The sequence below is a fragment of the Pseudomonas sp. DCA-1 genome (genome assembly GCF_046523955.1).
Lineage (GTDB): Bacteria > Pseudomonadota > Gammaproteobacteria > Pseudomonadales > Pseudomonadaceae > Aquipseudomonas > Aquipseudomonas putida_Y.
In genome coordinates this window covers 1,859,392-1,877,878 of record NZ_CP169881.1, presented here as the reverse complement: position 1 = coordinate 1,877,878, position 18,487 = coordinate 1,859,392, and the positions used below count along the sequence as shown (strand labels likewise).

The window sequence follows — 18,487 nt, the reverse complement described above, 5'->3', positions numbered from 1 at the left end:
TCGTTCCTCTGGTCAAAGGCCATCGCCACAAGGCGCTGGCTGGGAATATGACAGGTTAATGGCACTTTAGTGCCAATTCAGGGGCGTACATTTACCCCTGCGGGGCGGGCTTACCCGCCAAGGGCCGCAAAGCGGCCCCAAACGCCCCAAAGTTTGCCACAAATAATGAAGGTTAGCCTTCCACCTGACTCCATTGTTTGCTCAATCGCTTGTCAGAAATCGGTACCTTGGTCCCCAACTGCTGGGCGAACAGCGACACGCGATATTCTTCCAGCCACCAGCGGTACAGCGCCAGTTGCTCATCGCGCTTGCCTTCCTGGGCATGCTTGTCGGCACGGGCCTTGTACTGCGCCCACAAATTGGCCAACTCGCCGCTCCACACCCGGTCCTTCTGTACTTGCGAGCCGAGTTTTTCGAGACGCAATTCAACCGCCTTGAGGTAACGCGGCAACTCCTTGAACCACACCCCAGGCGTTTCGCGGACGAAGCCCGGGTACACCAGGTTGCCTAGCTGCTGCTTGATGTCGTTCAGTGCCACCGCTTGGCTCAGGTCGATCTTGCCCTTGAAGCGTTTTTGCAGACCATGCCACAGCTTCAGCACTTCCAGGGTCTGCCTTGCCAGGCGCTCGGCATGCTCGGCCCAGCTGCCGCGCTTGCGTTCAGCCAGCGCGGCCAAGGCCGCGCCATCACGTGGCAACGGTTGTTCGCCTTCAAGGATGCAACTGTCCAGGCTGGCCAGCAGAATGTCTTCGACCAGCGCCTCGACCCGCCCCATTTCACGGTACAGCAGGCCCAGCTCGGTCAGCCCCGGCAGCTTGCCGCGCAGGAACTTGGCCGGCTCGGCCAACTGCTGCAGCAACAGCCGTTGCAATGCGCGGCGGTGCTGAAACTCGGCTTCGGCCTGGGTCGAGAAGCGCCCTTCACGCACGGTGCCGTTGTCTTCCACCAGCGCCGGGTACACGGTCATCGACAGGCCGGCGATCTTCTGCTGGGCGGTCTGCTTCACTTCGCTGAAGGCCTTGGCTTGCACCGGCTGCTCACCCTTGGCGTCACGCGGCACGGCCAAGGCAGCCTGGCTGGCGGCAGCAAAGCGCGCGGTCAGTTCCGCCAGGTCGCGGCCTTCGCCAAGGAACTTGCCCTGACCATCGACCACTTCGATGTTCATGCGCAGGTGGCCTTCGACCTGGTTGACCGACTCGTCCCAGGCCTCGTCCGACACACGTGCCCCGGTCATGCGCAGCAGCTCCTGGCCCAGGGCCTGCGGGAGCGCCCCTTGGCCGAAGGTCATGCGCGCCAGCGAAGCCTTGACGAAGTCAGGTACCGGGACAAAGTTCTTGCGCAGGGCCTTGGGCAGGTTGCGCACCAGCGCCACGCACTTGGCCTCCAGCAGGCCCGGCACCAGCCACTCCAGGCGCTCGCCCGGCAGGCTCGGCAACAGCGGCGCCGGCACCCGCACCGTCACACCATCGCGGGGGTGGCCGGGCTCGAAGTGGTAGCTCAGCGGCAGGCGCAAATCGCCCACCTGCATACTGTCGGGGTACTGTGCGGCGGTCACTTCGCTGGCCTCGCGGGCCAGCACGTCCTCCTCGCGCATGATCAGCAGGTTGGCGTCCTTCTGGCTGCCCATGCGGTACCAACTGTCGAAGGTCGCCGTCTGGTGGATTTCCGCCGGCAGGCGCGCTTCGTAGAAAGCGTACAGCGTTTCTTCGTCAGCCAGGATGTCACGCCGGCGAGCCTTGGCTTCCAGCTCGTCCAGCTCTTCAAGCAGGCGTTTGTTGGCCGCCAGGCACTTGGCCCGCGACTGGATTTCGCCACCCACCAGGCCTTCACGGATAAACAGCTCGCGCGAGGTCGCCGGGTCGATCGGGCCGTAGTGCACCGGCCGACGGCCGACCAGGATCAGCCCGTAGAGCGTGATCTGCTCGTAGGCCACCACCTGCCCGCGCTTCTTCTCCCAGTGCGGCTCGAAATGGTTTTTCTTGATCAGGTGGCCGGCCAGCGGCTCGATCCAGTCCGGCTCGATCTTGGCCACCATGCGCGCATACAGCTTGGTGGTTTCGACCAGCTCGGCAGCCATGACCCACTGCGGGCGCTTGCGTCCCAGGCCCGACGATGGATGCACCCAGAAGCGCCGCTGGCGGGCGCCCTGGTAGTCGCCCTCTTCGGTCTTCTGGCCGATCTGGCTGAGCAGCCCGCTGAGGATCGCCTTGTGCAGCTTCTGGTAATCAGTCGGTTCCTTGTTCACCGTCAGTTGCAGGTCGCGGCAAATCAGCGCCAACTGACGATGAGCATCGCGCCACTCGCGCAGCCGCAAGTAGTTCAGGAACTGCTTGCGGCACCAGTTGCGCAGCGGGTTGGCGGTCAGCGCCTGGCGTTGTTCCTCGAAACCACGCCACAGGTTGACCAGCGCAGCGAAGTCCGAGTCCACGTCCTTCCACTGTGCGTGCGCCTGATCGGCGGCCTGCTGGCGTTCTGGAGGGCGTTCACGCGGGTCCTGCACCGACAGCGCGCTGGTGACGATCAGCACTTCCTGCAGGCTGCCCAGGCGCGCGCCTTCAAGCAGCATGCGGCCCAGCCGCGGGTCGATCGGCAAGCGCGCCAGCTGGCGGCCAATTGGCGTCAGCTGGTTCTCGCGGTTGACCGCCGAAAGCTCCTGCAACAGGTTGAAGCCGTCGCTGATGGCTTTGCCATCTGGCGGCTCGATGAACGGGAAGGCATCGATTGCGCCCAGGCGCAGGTGCAACATCTGCAGGATCACCGCCGCCAGGTTGGTGCGCAGAATCTCCGGGTCGGTAAACGCTGGCCGGCTGTTGAAGTCCTCTTCGCTGTAGAGGCGCACGCAAATGCCCGGCTCGACCCGGCCGCAACGGCCTTTTCGCTGGTTGGCACTGGCCTGTGACACCGCCTCGATCGGCAGGCGCTGGACCTTGGCGCGGTAGCTGTAGCGGCTGATGCGCGCAGTACCGGTGTCGATCACATAGCGGATGCCCGGCACGGTAAGCGAGGTTTCGGCGACGTTGGTGGCCAGCACCACGCGGCGCCCGGTGTGCGGTTGGAAGATACGCTGCTGCTCGGCCGGCGACAGGCGCGCGTACAGCGGCAAAATCTCGGTATGGCGCAGTTGCGCCTTGCGCAGGATCTCGGCGGCATCACGGATTTCCCGCTCGCCCGGCAGAAAGATCAGCACATCGCCCGGGCCCTTGCCTTCGCTGCGTTCGTGCTGCGCCAGCTCGTCGAGGGTGGCAAGGATGGCCTGGTCGACCGTGAGGTCGTCCTCGATCTGGTTGCCCTCTTCGTCCTGTTCGCTGGTCAGCGGGCGGTACCAGGTGTCCACCGGGAAGGTGCGCCCGGACACCTCGATGATCGGCGCACCGTCGAAGTGCCTGGAAAAGCGCTCCAGGTCGATGGTGGCCGAGGTAATGATCAGTTTCAGGTCCGGTCGCCGATGCAGCAACGTTTTCAGGTAGCCGAGAAGGAAGTCGATGTTCAGGCTGCGCTCGTGCGCTTCGTCGACGATGATCGTGTCGTAGCGCTCAAGGAAGCGGTCGTGCTGGGTTTCGGCCAGGAGGATGCCGTCGGTCATCAGCTTGACCAAGGTGTTGGAATCGCTCTGGTCTTCGAAACGCACCTGGTAGCCGACCAGCGCGCCCAAGGGCGTGCCCAGCTCTTCGGCGACCCGCGCTGCCACGCTACGCGCTGCGATCCTGCGTGGCTGGGTATGGGCGATCAACCCATGGCTGCCACGGCCAAGCTCAAGGCAGATCTTCGGCAACTGGGTCGTCTTGCCAGAGCCGGTTTCGCCGGCGATCACCAACACCTGGTTTTCGGCCAGGGCCTTCTTGATTTCGTCACGCTTGGCGGCGATGGGCAGGTTGTCGTCGTAGCGTACGGTGGGCACGCTCTGCTGACGCGCGGTGACCTGAGCGCAGGAGGCCTGGACCTTCTCCACCCACTGCGCCAGCTTCGCCTCGTCGGGGCGCTTGCGCAGTTCGTGCAGTTGCCGGCGCAGGCGATGGCGGTCGGCAATCATGGCGTGGTCGAGGTTTTGCAGCAGTTTGTCGATGGCGTGGTCAGTCATGGGGCTTTTTAGTGATGCAGGTGAGCCTGCTTTTTCATGATCGGCATTCGGAAAGTCGGGCGATTGTCGCAGATTTGCAGATTCTCTGCTGCTTGCACGCTCCCGGGCGAATGTTTAGCCAAGTGCGATGTAAAGGTTGCCATTCACTGCTTTAATCAACCTTACGCCGCATGTGAGTATCAAAGGCATGACTCCCGCCCAGCCCATCGCCCCACCGTCGTCCCGCCCTTCGCTGCCGAAGGCCCGGAGGCGTGCCGGGGAAAATCCGCTGGTCCACATCATCCTCGCCTTCTGGGCCCTGTGGCACTGCCGTCACGCGCGCCCACCGGACACCTCGCTCACGCCATTGTGACCAAACCCGGCCACCTTCTGGCCGTTTGACTCATCCGGGCCGCCTGCTTGCGCGGTGGCCCTGCGCGCCCATGAGCGAATTGATCATGCACTTTGCCCCTGTAGAGCAGGCTACCCGTTTTCTGGCCGACAACCCCGATATCGAGCTGTTTGAACTGTTCATCCTCGACGCCAACGGCGTGCCACGCGGCAAACTGTTGCACCGCGAGGAACTGCTGGCCGTGTACCAGACCGGCCGGCCACTGCCCAGCACCATCCTTGGCCTGACCCTCAATGGCGACGACGTGGAAAACTCCGGCCTGGTGTGGGACGTCGGCGATATCGACTGCCGTGCCTACCCGCTTGACGGCAGCCTGGTGCGCCTGCCCTGGCGCCGGGTGCCCACCGCCGCAGTGCAGGTGAGCATGCACCCCAAGGAGGGCCTGCCCGCCAGCATCGCTGACCCACGCCATGTGCTGCTGCGCACCATCGAAGCGCTGAAGGCTGACGGTTATCACCCGGTGATGGCCTGCGAGCTGGAGTTCTACCTGCTTGACCAGCAGCGTGATGCCCAAGGCCGCCCACAACCGGCGCTGGACAACGACGGCGGCCGCCCCCGCAGCACCCAGGTCTATGGCCTGCGCGAACTGGAGCAGATCGAACCGTTCCTCGCCGACCTGTACGCTGCCTGCAAGGCCCAAGGCATCCCGGCGCGCACGGCCATTTCGGAGTACGCCCCCGGCCAGGTGGAAATCACCCTGGAGCATGGCGATGCGCTGCAGGCGATGGACCAGGCGGTGCGCTACAAACGCCTCGTAAAAGGTGTGGCCCATGCCCACGGCATGCAGGCCTGCTTCATGGCCAAGCCATTCGCCCAGTTGGCCGGCACCGGCATGCACATGCACCTGAGCCTGGCCGACAGCGACGGCAACAACCTGTTTGCCAGCGAAGACAAGGCCGGCACCCCGCTGCTGCGCCAGGCCGTGGCCGGCATGCTGCGCCACCTGCGCGACTCGCTGTTGCTGTTCTGCCCCAACGCCAACTCGTACCGCCGTTTCCAGGCCAACAGCTATGCGCCACTGGCGCCAACCTGGGGCGTGGACAACCGCACCGTGAGCCTGCGCGTGCCGGGTGGCCCGGCCAACAGCCGGCATGTGGAGCACCGCATCTGTGGCGCTGATGCCAACCCTTACCTGGCTGCAGCGGCGATCCTTGCTGCCAGCCACCGGGGCATCCGCGAACAGCTTGACCCAGGCGCCCCCGTTGAAGGCAACGGCTATGCCCAGGCCACCGAACACCTGCCCACCGACTGGCTGACCGCCCTCGACGCCCTGCAACATTCCGATTGGGCCCGCGAAGCATTGGGCGAAGACTTCCTTGGCGTGTACCTGAAGGTCAAGCGCGCCGAGTACCGCCAGTTCATGGCCGAAGTCAGCGAACAGGACTGGCGCTGGTACCTGCACCAGGCCTGAGCCCCCACATAACAAGGAACACCCATGAACGCAGCATTGAACAACGGCCCGGCGCAGCGCGCGCCGTCCTATTACAGCGCCACCCTCAACGACCACAGCGAGTACCCGCAACTCAAGGGCACAGTACAGGTGGATGTGGCGATCATCGGCGGTGGCTTTACGGGCGTGGCCACGGCAGTGGAACTGGCCGAGCGCGGCCTGAAGGTCGCCATCGTCGAAACCAACCGCATCGGCTGGGGCGCCAGCGGGCGCAACGGTGGCCAGGTCACCGGCAGCCTGTCGGGCGACGAAGCCATGCGCGCACAGATGCGCAACCACCTGGGCGCCGAAGTCGACGATTTCATCTGGCACTTGCGCTGGCGCGGGCACCAGGTGATCGAGCAGCGCGTGGCGCGCTATGGCATCGATTGCGACCTCAAGCGTGGCCACCTGCATGCAGCCATGAAGCCTTCGCACATGAACGAGCTGCGTGCGTTCGAGGCCGAAGCACGGCGCCGCGGCATGGGCGAGCAGGTGCAACTGCTCGACCGCTCTGCAGTGGCGGAGCATCTGAAAAGCCCGCTTTATCTGGGCGCGTTGAAGAACCTGCGCAACCTGCACCTGCACCCACTCAACCTGTGCCTGGGCGAAGCCCGTGCCGCACATGGCCTGGGTGCACTGATATTCGAAAATTCCGAAGTACTGGACATCGTCCATGGCCCGCGCCCGGCGGTGGTTACCGCCCACGGCCGGGTGGAGGCACGCCAGGTGATGTTGGCCGGTGATGTGTATCACAAGCTGGAAAAGCGCCAGCTCAAGGGCAAGATCTTCCCAGCCATGGGCGGTATCGTCACCACCGCGCCGCTGGGTGAACTGGCCGAGCAGATCAACCCCCAGGACCTGGCGGTGTACGACTGCCGCTTCGTCCTCGACTACTACCGCCTGACGGCCGACAAGCGCCTGCTGTTCGGCGGCGGCGCCAACTACTCGGGCAAGGACTCACGCGACATCGAAGGCGAATTGCGCCCCTGCATCGAACGCACCTTCCCGGCATTGAAGGGGGTGCCGATCGAGTTCCAGTGGAGCTGCGCCATGGGCATCGTGGTCAACCGCATCCCGCAGTTGGGCAAGCTGTCGGACAACGTGTGGTACTGCCAGGGTTACTCGGGGCATGGCATTGCCACCAGCCACATCATGGGTGAAATCATGGCCGAGGCGTTGACCGGGACGCTGGAGAAGTTCGACACCTTCGCCCAGTGCAAGCATGTGCGGGTGCCGATGGGGGACTTGCTGGGGAATCCGCTGCTGGCGGCGGGGATGTGGTATTACCAGATGCTCGAGAAGCTGCGCTGAGTTGCGCGGATGTAGGAGCGGGTTTACCCGCGAAAGGGCCGGCCCTGCTGACCGATATCCACCCGCCGTTCACCGTTGTCGCCACTACCGTATTCGCGGGTAAACCCGCTCCTACAGGGGCTCACAATGTCTGAAGACGGCGCCGCATCTTATTGTGGGGCCTTGTTTCGCGAAAGGGGCGCATAGCGCCCCCAACCATTGTCGCATCGCCGCCAAAATCCCAGGGCCGCGTCGCGGCCCTTTCGCGACACGAGGCCGCTGCCACACTGAGCGTGCAGGTTTATGGTCAGGCGATCTTCTTCAAGCCTTGCTTCTTGAGCTCTTCGTCACGCAGTTCGCGGCGCAGGATCTTGCCCACGTTGGTGGTTGGCAGCGAATCGCGGAACTCTATGTAGCGCGGTACCTTGTAACCGGTAACGTTGGCACGCATGTGCTCCATTACCTGTTCCTTGGTCACGGTCATGCCCGGCTTGACCACGATGAACACCTTGATCACTTCACCCGACTTCTCGTCCGGCACACCAATGGCCGCGCACTGCAGCACGCCCGGCAGGGCCGCCAACACGTCTTCCAGCTCGTTGGGGTACACGTTGAAGCCCGAGACCAGAATCATGTCTTTCTTGCGGTCGACGATACGCATGTAGCCATCCGCCTGTATCAGGGCGATGTCACCGGTCTTCAGCCAGCCTTCGCTGTCGAGAATCTCGGCCGTGGCGTCTTCCCGCTGCCAGTAGCCCTTCATCACCTGCGGGCCCTTGACGCACAGCTCGCCCACTTCGCCAAGCGGCAGCTCATTGCCGGCGTCGTCGATGATCTTGCACAGGGTCGACGGCACCGGAATGCCGATAGTACCCACCTGGTTCGCTTCCGACGGGTTCACCGCCGCCACCGGGCTGGTTTCGGTCATACCGTAGCCTTCGCAGATGGCGCAACCGGTAACGGCCTTCCAGCGCTCGGCCACGCTTAGCTGCAAGGCCATGCCGCCCGACAGGGTGATTTTCAGCGCCGAGAAATCCAGGGCTCGGAACGCCTCGTTATTGCACAAGGCAACGAACAGGGTGTTGAGGCCCACAAAGCCGCTGAACTTCCACTTGCCCAGTTCCTTGACCATTGCCGGCAAGTCTCGCGGGTTGCTGATTAGCACGTTGTGGTTGCCGATCAGCATCATCGCCATGCAATGGAAGGTAAACGCATAGATGTGGTACAGCGGCAGCGGGGTGATGAGGATTTCGCAGCCTTCGTGCAGGTTGGCGCCCATCAGTGCCCGGCACTGCAGCATGTTGGCCACCAGGTTGCGGTGGGTCAGCATGGCGCCTTTGGCCACGCCGGTGGTACCGCCGGTGTATTGCAGCACCGCCACGTCGTTGGCCTGCGGGTTGGCTTCGGTCACGGGCTGGCCCTTGCCCAGCGCCAGGGCGTCATTGAAACGCACGGCCTGCGGCAGGTTGTAGGCCGGCACCATCTTCTTCACGTACTTGATCACGCTGTTGATCAGCAGGCGCTTGAGTGGCGGCAGCAGGTCGGCCACTTCGGTGACGATAACGTGCCTGACCTGGGTTTTGGGCACCACTTTTTCGGCCAGGTGGGCCATGTTGGCCAGGCACACCAGGGCCTTGGCACCCGAGTCGTTGAATTGGTGTTCCATCTCCCGCGCGGTGTACAGCGGGTTGGTGTTGACCACGATCAGCCCGGCACGCATGGCACCGAAGACCGCGACCGGGTATTGCAGGACATTGGGCAATTGCACGGCAATACGGTCACCCGGCTTGAGGTCGGTATGCTGCTGCAGCCAGGCGGCAAACGCCCCCGACAACGCATACAACTCGCCATAAGTGATAGTCTTGCCCAGGTTGCTAAAGGCCGGTTTGTCGGCAAAGCGTTGGCAGGATTGCTTGAGTACCGCCTGGATATTGGGGAATTCGTCAGGATTGATTTCCGCCGTAATCCCGGCTGGGTACTTATCCTTCCAAAAATTTTCGATCATGGAAGCCCACTCCTTCAGCAACAGCGAAGTTCGATTCACGCGTCGATGCGCTTATTATTGATATGAGATGACGATTCGTTGCAAACCGGATCATCTGGAAGCGGGCCGAGAGTAACAGCTTTGCCTGGGGTCGCCTAGAGGCCAAAATAGGCCTTACGGTCACAAAAATGACTCAATGAACAATACAAGTCATTTTTAGAGTAATTACCCAAAATGTCGCAGATAAGGCTGTATACAGCCTTTTAGAGCAGTTTAGAGGCATTCGCGGGTAAACCCGCTCCTACATCGGGCGGTGTAAGAGCGGATTTACCCGCGAAGAAGCCATCCTGGTATCACGCTATGTCGCGCAACTCACGCCGCAAAATCTTGCCCACCGGCGTCATCGGCAATGACTCGCGCAGCACAATGTGCTTGGGGACCTTGTAGCCGGTGAGGTTGGCCTTGCAGTAGGCCTTCAGCTCATCAACGCTCACCCCGCCCTCGCGCGGTACCACGAACAGCTTGACCGCCTCGCCTGAACGCTCGTCCGGCACGCCGATTGCCGCACAGTTGGCGACCTTGGGATGCCCCATCACCACATCCTCGATTTCGTTGGGGTACACGTTGAAGCCCGAGACGATGATCATGTCCTTCTTGCGGTCGACGATGCGGGTGAAGCCGTCCGGGTCGATCACCGCGATATCACCGGTCTTGAACCAGCCTTCTGCATCCAGTGCCTGGGCCGTTGCCTCGGGCTGATGCCAGTAACCCTTCATGACCTGCGGGCCTTTGATACAAAGCTCGCCCCGCTCGCCCAGCGGCAGTTCGTTACCGTCATCATCGATGACCTTGAACGCAGTACCCGCCACGGGGATACCCACCGTCCCCAGACGCGCCAGCTGGCCGTAAGGGTTGGTGCTGGCTACCGGCGAGGTTTCTGTCAGGCCGTAGCCTTCAACGATGCGGCACCCGGTAAGGTCTTCCCAGCGCTCGGCGGTCGCCTTGACCAGCGCTGTGCCACCAGAGTTGGTGACCTTCAGTGCCGAGAAGTCCAGTTGACGGAAGCCCGGGTGATCCATCAGTGCGACAAACAGGGTATTGAGGCCCAGCAAGGCCGAGAAACGCCATTTGCCCAGCTCCTTGATGAAACCGGGAATATCCCGCGGGTTGGTGATCAGCACGTTATGGTTGCCGGTCACCATCATGCACATGCAATTCGCGGTGAAGGCATAGATGTGATACAGCGGCAGCGGCGCGATCATCACCTCCTGGCCGTCCTTCAGCAGCTTCTGCCCATCGGGGCCGTGCTGCGAGAAGCAGGCCAGCACCTGCAGCATGTTGGCCACCAGGTTGCCATGGGTGAGCATGGCGCCCTTGGCCAGGCCGGTGGTGCCGCCGGTGTACTGCAGCACAGCGATGTCATCGAGGTTCAGCGACACCGGTTTGGGCGACAGCCCGCGGCCCTCGCGCAGCACCTGCTTGAACGGCACCGCCTGGGGCAACTGGTAAGCTGGCACCATCTTCTTCAACTTGTCGACCACGGTGTTGACCAGCCAGCCCTTGGCGGTCGGCAGCAGGTCGCCCATCTTTGCCTCGATCAGGTATTCGATACCGGTATCAGGCAGTACCTCCTGCACGCGCTTGCCGAACATGTTCAGGTACACCAGCGCACGCGCGCCGCTGTCCTTGAACTGGTGGCGCATCTCGCGCTCGGTGTACAGCGGATTGGTGTTGACCACGATCAGCCCGGCGCGCATGGCACCAAATACGGCGATGGGGTACTGCAGCACGTTGGGCATCTGCACGGCGATGCGCTCACCCGGTTTGAGGTCGGTGTGCTGCTGCAACCAGGCAGCGAAGGCAGCCGAATGGCGCTCCAGTTCCGCGTAGCTGAGGGTCACGCCCAGGTTGCTGAACGCCGGGCGGTCGGCAAAGCGTTTGCAGGAGCGTTCGAACACCTCGACGACCGAGGCGTAGGCATTGATGTCGATGGTGGAAGGCACGCCCGCCGGGCGCTTGTCATTCCAGAAGTCGGCTTGCATTTATTATTGTTCCTCTGCCTGGACCTGCACTGCGTCCTTTAGTCCTTTACCTGATCGCCTGCTGGCGAAAAGGCGTTGATCCGACGTTAGCAGGTAAGCCCAAGGTGGCATATACGCCAAGTGCCGCCATTAACATTGTGAATCTTATTTGTGCCCCTCCTGCAATCCGGCCGGTTGTGCATACACTGTTCGGGTAACCGCGCGCACAAGGACCCGCCATGCCCCACGACGCCTTCTGGCTGCCCGCCAGTGAGCACTGCAGCCTGTACGTACACCAATGGCTGCCGGCCACACCGGTGAAGGCCGTGGTGCTGCTGGCCCATGGCATGGCCGAGCATGCCGGGCGCTACCAGCGCCTGGGCCAAGCCCTGAGCGAGGCCGGCTTTGCCCTGTTCGCAGCCGATCAGCGTGGCCACGGGCGCACTGCCGAACTGGGCGCCCTCGGCCTGTTCGCCCGACATCATGGCTGGAATGCCGTAGTCAACGACCTGGGATGTGTGGCCCAGCACATCGGCCAGCAGTACCCGTGCACGCCGCTGTTCCTGTTCGGCCACAGCATGGGCAGCTACATCGCCCAGGCCTACCTGCTGCATCACAGTGGCAGCCTGCACGGGGCCATCCTCAGCGGCTCCAACTACCAACCGGCCGTGCTGTACCGCTTTGCGCGGCTGATTGCCCGGCTGGAGTCCTGGCGCCAGGGGCCACTGGGCAAGAGTGCACTGATCGAATGGTTGTCCTTCGGTTCGTTCAACAACGCCTTCAAGCCCAACCGCACCGCATTCGACTGGCTCAGCCGCGACCCGGACGAGGTCGATCAGTACGTGAACGACCCGTTATGTGGCTTTCGCTGCACCAACCAGTTGTGGCTCGACCTGCTACAAGGCTTGGCGCAGATCAGTCAGCCGGGTAACCTCGCGCAAATCGATCCCAACCTGCCGATGCTGGTGATCGGCGGTGAATGTGATCCGGTCAGTGCCGGCAAGCGTCTCACCCACCTGGCCGACGCCCTGCGCGCGACCGGTAATCGACATGTACAGCTGCGCGTCTATCCGGAGGCGCGGCATGAAGTACTCAACGAAACCAACCGTGGCGAGGTCATCGCCGACATTCTCGGCTGGCTTGAACAGGCGCTGGCCCTTGGCCGCCCTGCACGCAGCGAATGATAGCCGCCCTCGCCCAACGCTTAAGGAAGCATCGATGTCCCAGGTCACCAACACGCCTTACGAAGCCCTCGAAGTCGGCCAGAAGGCCGAGTACAAGAAGTCCGTTGAAGAACGCGACATCCAGCTGTTCGCTGCGATGTCCGGTGACCACAACCCGGTTCACCTGGATGCCGAGTTCGCCGCCAAGAGCATGTTCCGCGAACGTATTGCCCACGGCATGTTCAGCGGCGCGCTGATCAGTGCTGCAGTGGCCTGCACACTGCCTGGCCCTGGCACCATCTACCTGGGCCAGCAGATGAGCTTCCAGAAGCCGGTGAAAATCGGCGACACCCTGACCGTGCGCCTGGAAATCCTCGAGAAGCTGCCCAAGTTCAAGGTGCGCATCGCCACCAACGTGTACAACCAGAACGACGAGCTGGTGGTCGCGGGTGAAGCCGAGATCCTGGCACCGCGCAAACAGCAGACCGTCGAGCTGGTGTCGCCGCCGAACTTTGTGGCTAGCTGAAGTGTGATGCAGCCAGCACCTACTTCAAGGCTGCTCTCCTGGGTAACCCGCTAATTCGTTGATTTAGCGGGCATCCTGTGGGATATGGGCTGGCCCGCAAAGAGCCGGCACACCCCACATCATTCGATAGCCTGCAAGCGCCGCTCGATATGCCGCCGTTCTGGCGCCTGCCGTGTCAAGGCCAGCGCCTGCTGCCAGGCCGCACGCGCCGCGTCCACCTGCCCCAGCTGGCAATGCAACTCGGCGCGCGCCGCATGTGCCAGGTGATAGTCCAGCAACTCCCCCCGCGCCAGGATCCCTTCGACTTCCCGCAAGCCAACCTCCGGCCCATCCCGCTTCGCCAGCGCCACCGCCCGGTTCAGCTCCACCACCGCTGATGGCCAATACCGCTGCAACACGTCATACAGCCCGACGATCTCCCCCCAGTCGGTTTCTTCAGCCGTCGCCGCCTCGGCATGCACAGCAGCAATCGCCGCCTGGACGGTATAGGCCCCGAATGCACGGCTCTGCAGGGCCTGGCGCACCAGTTCACAGCCTTCGGCAATGAACTGCCGGTCCCACAGGCTACGATCCTGCTGCTCCAGAACCACCAGATTGCCTTGGCCATCGATACGCGCCCGCTGCCGGGACGCCTGCAGCAACATCAACGCCAGCAGGCCGACCGCCTCCGGGTCGGGCAGCAACTGCACCAGCAACCGCGCCAGGCGAATGGCTTCATCACTCAGCGCCTGCTGCAGCAGGGTCTCGCCCGATGACGCCGAATAGCCCTCGTTGAACACCAGGTAGATCACCCGCAACACGCTTTCCAGGCGCTCAGGCAGCTCATTCAGCTCTGGTACCTGGTACGGTATGCCGGCGTCACGGATCTTGGCCTTGGCGCGCACGATGCGCTGGGCGATGGTTGTCGGGCTTTGCAGAAAGGCGCGGGCGATCTGCTCGGTGGTCAGGTCGCAGACTTCGCGAAGGGTCAATGGCACCTGAGCGTCGGGCGACAGGGCCGGATGGCAACAGGTGAAGATCAGCCGCAGGCGGTCATCCGCCAGCAGTTCTTCTTCACTGGGGTCCTGCGCCTGGCCCTCCAGCAGCATGCTCAAGTCAGCCTGGGAGCGGTCGAAGCGGGCGCGCCGGCGCAGCGCATCGATGGCCTTGAAGCGCCCGACAGAGACCAGCCACGCTCGCGGGTTGGCGGGGATGCCGTCGCGTTGCCAGCGTTCGACGGCAACGAAGAAGGCATCATGCATGGCCTCCTCGGCCAGGTCGAAATCACCCAGCAAGCGGATCAGTGTCGCCAGGATGCGCCGCGACTCCTGCCGGTACACGGCCTCGACTTCGGCGCGCACCTGTGCCGGTGCTGTCATCAGTCGGGCATCCGCTGGGTCACCACATCCACAAGACGGTCCAGGCTTTCTCCCCAGCCTTGGTAGAAGCCCATTTCTTCATGAGCCTGGCAGTCAGTGGCATTCCAGTGCCAGGCACGGGCGGTGTAACGGGTTTTGCCCTGTTCCTCGTCAAAGCTGATCACGGCGGTCATGAAGGCCTTGTTCGACGGTACCCAACCAGGGCCGAAGGCATCGGTGAACACCAGCCTGCGTGGCGCGGCAATTTCCAGAAAAACGCCCTGGTTCGGGTACTCGCTGCCATCCGGCGCCCGCATCAGAGTGCGAAACAGGCCACCGGCCCACAACTGCATTTCACATTCCGGGGTGGTCATGCCGTGCGGCCCCCACCACTGCATCAGCCACTGGGGTTCGGTCCAGGCGCGGAATACCTTGGCCGGTGGTGCGTCGATCAGGCGGCTGATGGACAACTCGTGTTGCGCTTGCGCAATGGGTGCAAGGCTCATGCTGATTGTTCTCCTTGGCGGTCAGGGTTGCAGCTCGCGCACTGGTCGCACCTCGACACTGCCGACCCGCGCGGCAGGGATGCCCTTGGCGATACTCAGCGCTTCGTTGAGGTCGCGGGCCTCCACCAGGTAGAAGCCGGCCAGTTGCTCCTTGGTTTCGGCAAACGGGCCATCAGTCAGGCTCATATGCCCGTTGCGCATGCGCACCGTGGTAGCAGTCTGCACCGACTTCAGCGCCTCGGCCGCCAGCATTCGCCCGGAACCGTGAATGGCTTCGGCGTAGGCCATGCATTCGGCGTCTTCCGGGCTGTCGGGCAGGCTGTGCAACAGCCCCTCGTCACAATAGACCAGGCACAGGTATTTCATGGTCGCCTCCAGGGCATTTGGCTAAGTGCGTTTGGCGATAACGGCTCAGGGCTTGAGATCGAACAGGGCTTTTTGCGTTTCCATGTCGAAAGGCGCCGACCAGTGTTCGTGGATTACCTGCCACTGGCCGCCTTGACGACGATAGCCCACCGTGGCGCGCATGAAGCCGCACTGGCTTTCGTCATCGCCCGGGCCGCAGCGGTTCAGCCAATGGGCCAGGGCCAGATCGCCAGCGGCGTGCACGGTAAGTTGGGCAAGTTCGAAGACCATGGGGCCGGTGCACATGCCCATGCACATTTCCCAGTGCGCCGTGTAGGCGGACTTGCCTTTGAATTGCAGGGCCTGGATGGCATCGAAGGCGACAATATCGTCGGCGTAGGGGGCGATGATGCCCGGGATGTCGCGATCGCGCACGGCTTGCATCCAGCGCTCGATCAATTGGCGGATTTCGGTTTCGGCTGCGGTGCTCATCGGGGGTCCTCCGACAGGACAGGGTGTTTTGGCACACTGCGTGCGTGCCTTCACTTATGGTCGAACTGAGGGAGGGGAAATCGACAGTGGAGGAGAATATTTTGACGGGGGGCAGCTGAGAGCGTGCATCAGGGACTGCCTGGGGAATGTTCTCGGTGAATGTTCTCGGTGATTGGGCGCCTGGGAGATCGAGCGCCGCCCGCGCGGCGCATCGCGAGCAAGCTCGCTCCTACATTTGTTTCGGGCCAGTATTGCCTGTGCCTACGCGCGCGACCGCCTTGTTTGCGCCACCCGATATCGAGGAGGACGCCAAAGGGCCGCGCGCTTCTGCCTCAGGAATAACTGGCCCGAAACAAATGTAGGAGCGAGCTTGCTCGCGATGCGCCGCGCGGGCGGCGCTCGATCCCACGGGCGGTGAAAATGCCGCGGCGATCACATGGAAGCCAGCAGCAACTTTCATCGCACTACCTATCTATCACCCCTGCTGGCAACCTTCACCCATGGCCCGGTACTGAATGGTGTGCACCTGGCCCTGATGGTCTTCATAGGTCATGGTCGCAGGTACCACTTCGCAGACATTGGGGATGGTCGACAGGTTGATCACCCGCTTGATGTCCAGGTTCATCGAGTAGTCGTACTGCTGAGCCACAGGCTCGCTGGAAACGGGTTTGGCCTCATCGGCGAGGGCGAACGAGGACATACCGACCAATGCAAGAATCAGTAATGGTTTCATGTGGTTTTGCCTTTTGCGCGTTCAAGCTGATCGATTGACTTCTATTGCCGTATCCGGCGCGGAGAAGTTGTCATCTATGGTCTAGATGGCACGAAGTACCGATCCCGCTTCGTACTGCCAGGGGGGATGAACAAAATTCTACTCCCGGCCAGCAATAGTTGAACCCCGGAGTCGGATATTCACCCTTGCCGGTTTTGCAACAATCTGCGACAAAGTGGCCGCAAATCATCAGGCCAGAGCCTCTGGCCACGTTTCAGGGTAGGACTCACCATTTCTGAACAATTGTCCTGTTCGAAGCTTTCGGACACAGAACGCCGTTTGCTGGACCACTTCTACCGCCAGCACAGCTCACGCATGCGCGCTGCAAACGACGCCGAACTGTGGGTAGCACGGGCGCCTGGCATCATCGCCGGGCTGAGCTTGAGTGCGGTGAGTGAGGGGTTCTGGCTGACCGGCCTGTTCGTCGACCCGCAGCGACGCAGCCAAGGGGTGGCCGCGCGGTTGGTCGAGGCAGCGCTGGTGCAAGTTGGCGGGCCTGTCTGGCTGTTCTGTCATCCCGAGCTAACGCCCTTCTACCAGCGCCTGGGCTTCGACCTGGCCCAGCAACTGCCAGAAGCCCTGGCCAGCCGCCTGCAACGCTATCAGCGCAACAAACGCCTGGTAGCCCTGCAGCGAGGTCAGTCCTCGCTGACCTCGAGCCCGGGGAACAACACATCGGTGTAGCCGAACCTGGCGAAGTCCTGGATGCGCGAGGGGTATAGCCGGCCAATCAGGTGGTCGCACTCGTGTTGCACCACCCGTGCATGGAAGCCATCGGCAAAGCGGCTGATCGGGTTGCCGTGGGAGTCGATGCCTTGGTAGCCGATATGCTTGAAGCGCGGCACCACGCCGCGCAGGCCAGGCACCGACAGGCAACCTTCCCAGCCGTCCTCGACCTCGCTGGAGGTCGGGGTGATGACCGGATTCAGCAGAATGGTCTGCGGCACCGCCTCGGCATCGGGGTATCGCTCGCTGCGCTCGAAGCCGAAGATCACCAACTGCAGGTCGATGCCGATCTGCGGGGCAGCCAGGCCCACACCGCCTACGTGACGCATGGTTTCGAACATGTCGTCGATCAACTGCTGCAGTTCGGCACTGCCAAGCATGTGCTCGGGCACTGGCGGTGCGATGCGCAGCAGGCGTTCATCGCCCATCTTGAGAATGTCACGGATCATCAGGGGTTCGGCTCGACGCTATGAGGCTTGCTCGGGTTCGGGTGCTCGTGACCCAGTACAGTCAAGGTTTCCTTGGGCTTATCCTCGTCGAAGTCTTTCTCGCCCGGGTTCTTGCCTTCGGCTGACATGTGCTCGATCACCGCATTCATTTCGGCGCCGAGCAACAACACGGCGGCCGAAATATAGAAATACAGCAACAGCACGATGATTGCACCAATGCTGCCGTACATGGCGTTGTAATCGGCAAAGGTCTTCACGTAGTAGGCAAAGCCCAGTGAGGCCACGATCCACACCACCACCGCCAGCACCGAGCCTGGGGTGATGAAGCGAAACTGCTGTTTCACATCAGGCATCACGTAATAGATCAGGGCCACTGCCACCATCAGCAGAATGATGATCACCGGCCAGCGCAGGATGGTCCACAGTGTGACGATGAACTCCTGCATGCCGATCTGGGCGGCGATCCATTCCATCACCTGGGGGCCCAGTACCATCAGTGCTGCGGCCGCAAGCAGCATGCCAGCCAGGCCCACGGTGTAGAAAATGGAAAGCGGGATACGCTTCCACACCGGGCGACCTTCGGGCACATCGTAGGCGGCGTTCATGGCGCTCATCATCAGGCGCACGCCAGCGGAGGCGGTCCACAGGGCGATCACGATACCCACCGACAGCAGCCCGCCCTTGGATTGTTGCAACTGGTCGATCACCGGATTCACCTGCTCCAGCGCCTGGGGCGGCAATACCAGTTCCGATTGCAGACGCAGCCAGGAGAAAAAGTCCGGCAGGTGCAGGAAACCGATCAGGGCAATCAGGAACAACAGGAAGGGGAATAGCGAGAACAGCGCCTGGTAGGCCAGCGCTGAGGCATAGGTGGACATCTCGTCGTCGAGGAATTCCTTGACGGTGCGAACCAGCACGCGGTGCAGGGGCAAGCCGCGCAGGTCGGGGAAAATCATAGCGTCTCCTTTCGCCGCT

At 62.6% G+C, this 18,487-nt stretch carries 15 protein-coding genes; 5 read left to right on the top strand and 10 right to left on the bottom strand.

Features of this window, described 5'->3' with window-relative positions; all coding sequences use genetic code 11:
- Positions 1-172: 172 nt before the first annotated feature.
- Complete coding sequence (gene hrpA, locus ACE4QZ_RS08990; protein WP_021783408.1) at positions 173-4,078, bottom strand: ATP-dependent RNA helicase HrpA; 3,906 nt, start codon at positions 4,076-4,078, stop codon at positions 173-175.
- A gap of 437 nt (positions 4,079-4,515) precedes the next feature.
- Here hrpA and ACE4QZ_RS08985 point away from each other — a divergent pair, with 437 nt between their 5' ends.
- Together ACE4QZ_RS08985 and ACE4QZ_RS08980 are read left to right on the top strand one after the other, a co-directional pair.
- Positions 4,516-5,880 (top strand): glutamine synthetase family protein, encoded by a 1,365-nt coding sequence (locus tag ACE4QZ_RS08985; RefSeq protein ID WP_028697748.1) that lies wholly within the window; start codon positions 4,516-4,518, stop codon positions 5,878-5,880.
- 24 nt (positions 5,881-5,904) lie between these two features.
- Positions 5,905-7,212 (top strand): NAD(P)/FAD-dependent oxidoreductase, encoded by a 1,308-nt coding sequence (locus tag ACE4QZ_RS08980; RefSeq protein ID WP_103462167.1) that lies wholly within the window; start codon positions 5,905-5,907, stop codon positions 7,210-7,212.
- 286 nt (positions 7,213-7,498) lie between these two features.
- Here the strand turns inward: ACE4QZ_RS08980 and fadD1 are convergent, their stop codons facing one another.
- Positions 7,499-9,196, bottom strand: a complete 1,698-nt coding sequence (gene fadD1 / locus ACE4QZ_RS08975; protein ID WP_103462166.1) for a long-chain-fatty-acid--CoA ligase FadD1 — start codon at positions 9,194-9,196, stop codon at positions 7,499-7,501.
- A 332-nt stretch (positions 9,197-9,528) separates the two neighbouring features.
- Positions 9,529-11,217: a long-chain-fatty-acid--CoA ligase FadD2 gene (fadD2, locus tag ACE4QZ_RS08970; protein WP_021783404.1), complete on the bottom strand. Its 1,689-nt coding sequence runs from the start codon at positions 11,215-11,217 to the stop codon at positions 9,529-9,531.
- Positions 11,218-11,435: 218 nt separating this feature from the next.
- On the opposite strand from fadD2, the gene ACE4QZ_RS08965 reads away from it, so the two are divergent.
- Positions 11,436-12,380, top strand: a complete 945-nt coding sequence (locus tag ACE4QZ_RS08965) for an alpha/beta hydrolase (RefSeq protein WP_103462165.1) — start codon at positions 11,436-11,438, stop codon at positions 12,378-12,380.
- 34 nt (positions 12,381-12,414) lie between these two features.
- Positions 12,415-12,885: a MaoC family dehydratase gene (locus ACE4QZ_RS08960; protein ID WP_003254624.1), complete on the top strand. Its 471-nt coding sequence runs from the start codon at positions 12,415-12,417 to the stop codon at positions 12,883-12,885.
- A 119-nt stretch (positions 12,886-13,004) separates the two neighbouring features.
- Here the strand turns inward: ACE4QZ_RS08960 and ACE4QZ_RS08955 are convergent, their stop codons facing one another.
- The 5 genes from ACE4QZ_RS08955 to ACE4QZ_RS08935 form a co-directional block, all read right to left on the bottom strand.
- The gene (locus ACE4QZ_RS08955; protein ID WP_021783402.1) at positions 13,005-14,243 is read right to left on the bottom strand and encodes an RNA polymerase sigma factor; all 1,239 of its coding nucleotides are present in this window, start codon (positions 14,241-14,243) and stop codon (positions 13,005-13,007) included.
- On the bottom strand, positions 14,243-14,728 hold the full coding sequence (locus ACE4QZ_RS08950; RefSeq protein WP_021783401.1) for an SRPBCC family protein: 486 nt from the start codon (positions 14,726-14,728) through the stop codon (positions 14,243-14,245). Before ACE4QZ_RS08950 ends, ACE4QZ_RS08955 begins: the two co-directional genes overlap by 1 nt.
- Positions 14,729-14,749: 21 nt before the next feature.
- Positions 14,750-15,094, bottom strand: a complete 345-nt coding sequence (locus tag ACE4QZ_RS08945; protein ID WP_021783400.1) for a YciI family protein — start codon at positions 15,092-15,094, stop codon at positions 14,750-14,752.
- Positions 15,095-15,139: 45 nt separating this feature from the next.
- Positions 15,140-15,565 (bottom strand): YybH family protein, encoded by a 426-nt coding sequence (locus tag ACE4QZ_RS08940; RefSeq protein WP_021783399.1) that lies wholly within the window; start codon positions 15,563-15,565, stop codon positions 15,140-15,142.
- 475 nt (positions 15,566-16,040) lie between these two features.
- Positions 16,041-16,298: a DUF2790 domain-containing protein gene (locus ACE4QZ_RS08935; RefSeq protein ID WP_003254632.1), complete on the bottom strand. Its 258-nt coding sequence runs from the start codon at positions 16,296-16,298 to the stop codon at positions 16,041-16,043.
- Positions 16,299-16,652: 354 nt separating this feature from the next.
- Between ACE4QZ_RS08935 and ACE4QZ_RS08930 the strand changes: the two genes are divergently transcribed.
- Positions 16,653-17,021, top strand: coding sequence for a GNAT family N-acetyltransferase (locus ACE4QZ_RS08930; RefSeq protein ID WP_028697746.1), 369 nt, complete (start codon positions 16,653-16,655; stop codon positions 17,019-17,021).
- On the opposite strand, the gene def is transcribed toward ACE4QZ_RS08930, so the two are convergent.
- A complete protein-coding gene (def, locus tag ACE4QZ_RS08925; RefSeq protein WP_103462164.1) occupies positions 16,976-17,512 on the bottom strand; it encodes a peptide deformylase in 537 nt (178 codons plus the stop codon). The two genes, ACE4QZ_RS08930 and def, sit on opposite strands and share 46 nt — an antisense overlap.
- On the bottom strand, positions 17,512-18,468 hold the full coding sequence (locus ACE4QZ_RS08920; RefSeq protein ID WP_021783396.1) for a YihY/virulence factor BrkB family protein: 957 nt from the start codon (positions 18,466-18,468) through the stop codon (positions 17,512-17,514). The genes def and ACE4QZ_RS08920 overlap by 1 nt, the downstream gene beginning before the upstream one ends.
- Between the last annotated feature and the right edge of the window lie 19 nt (positions 18,469-18,487).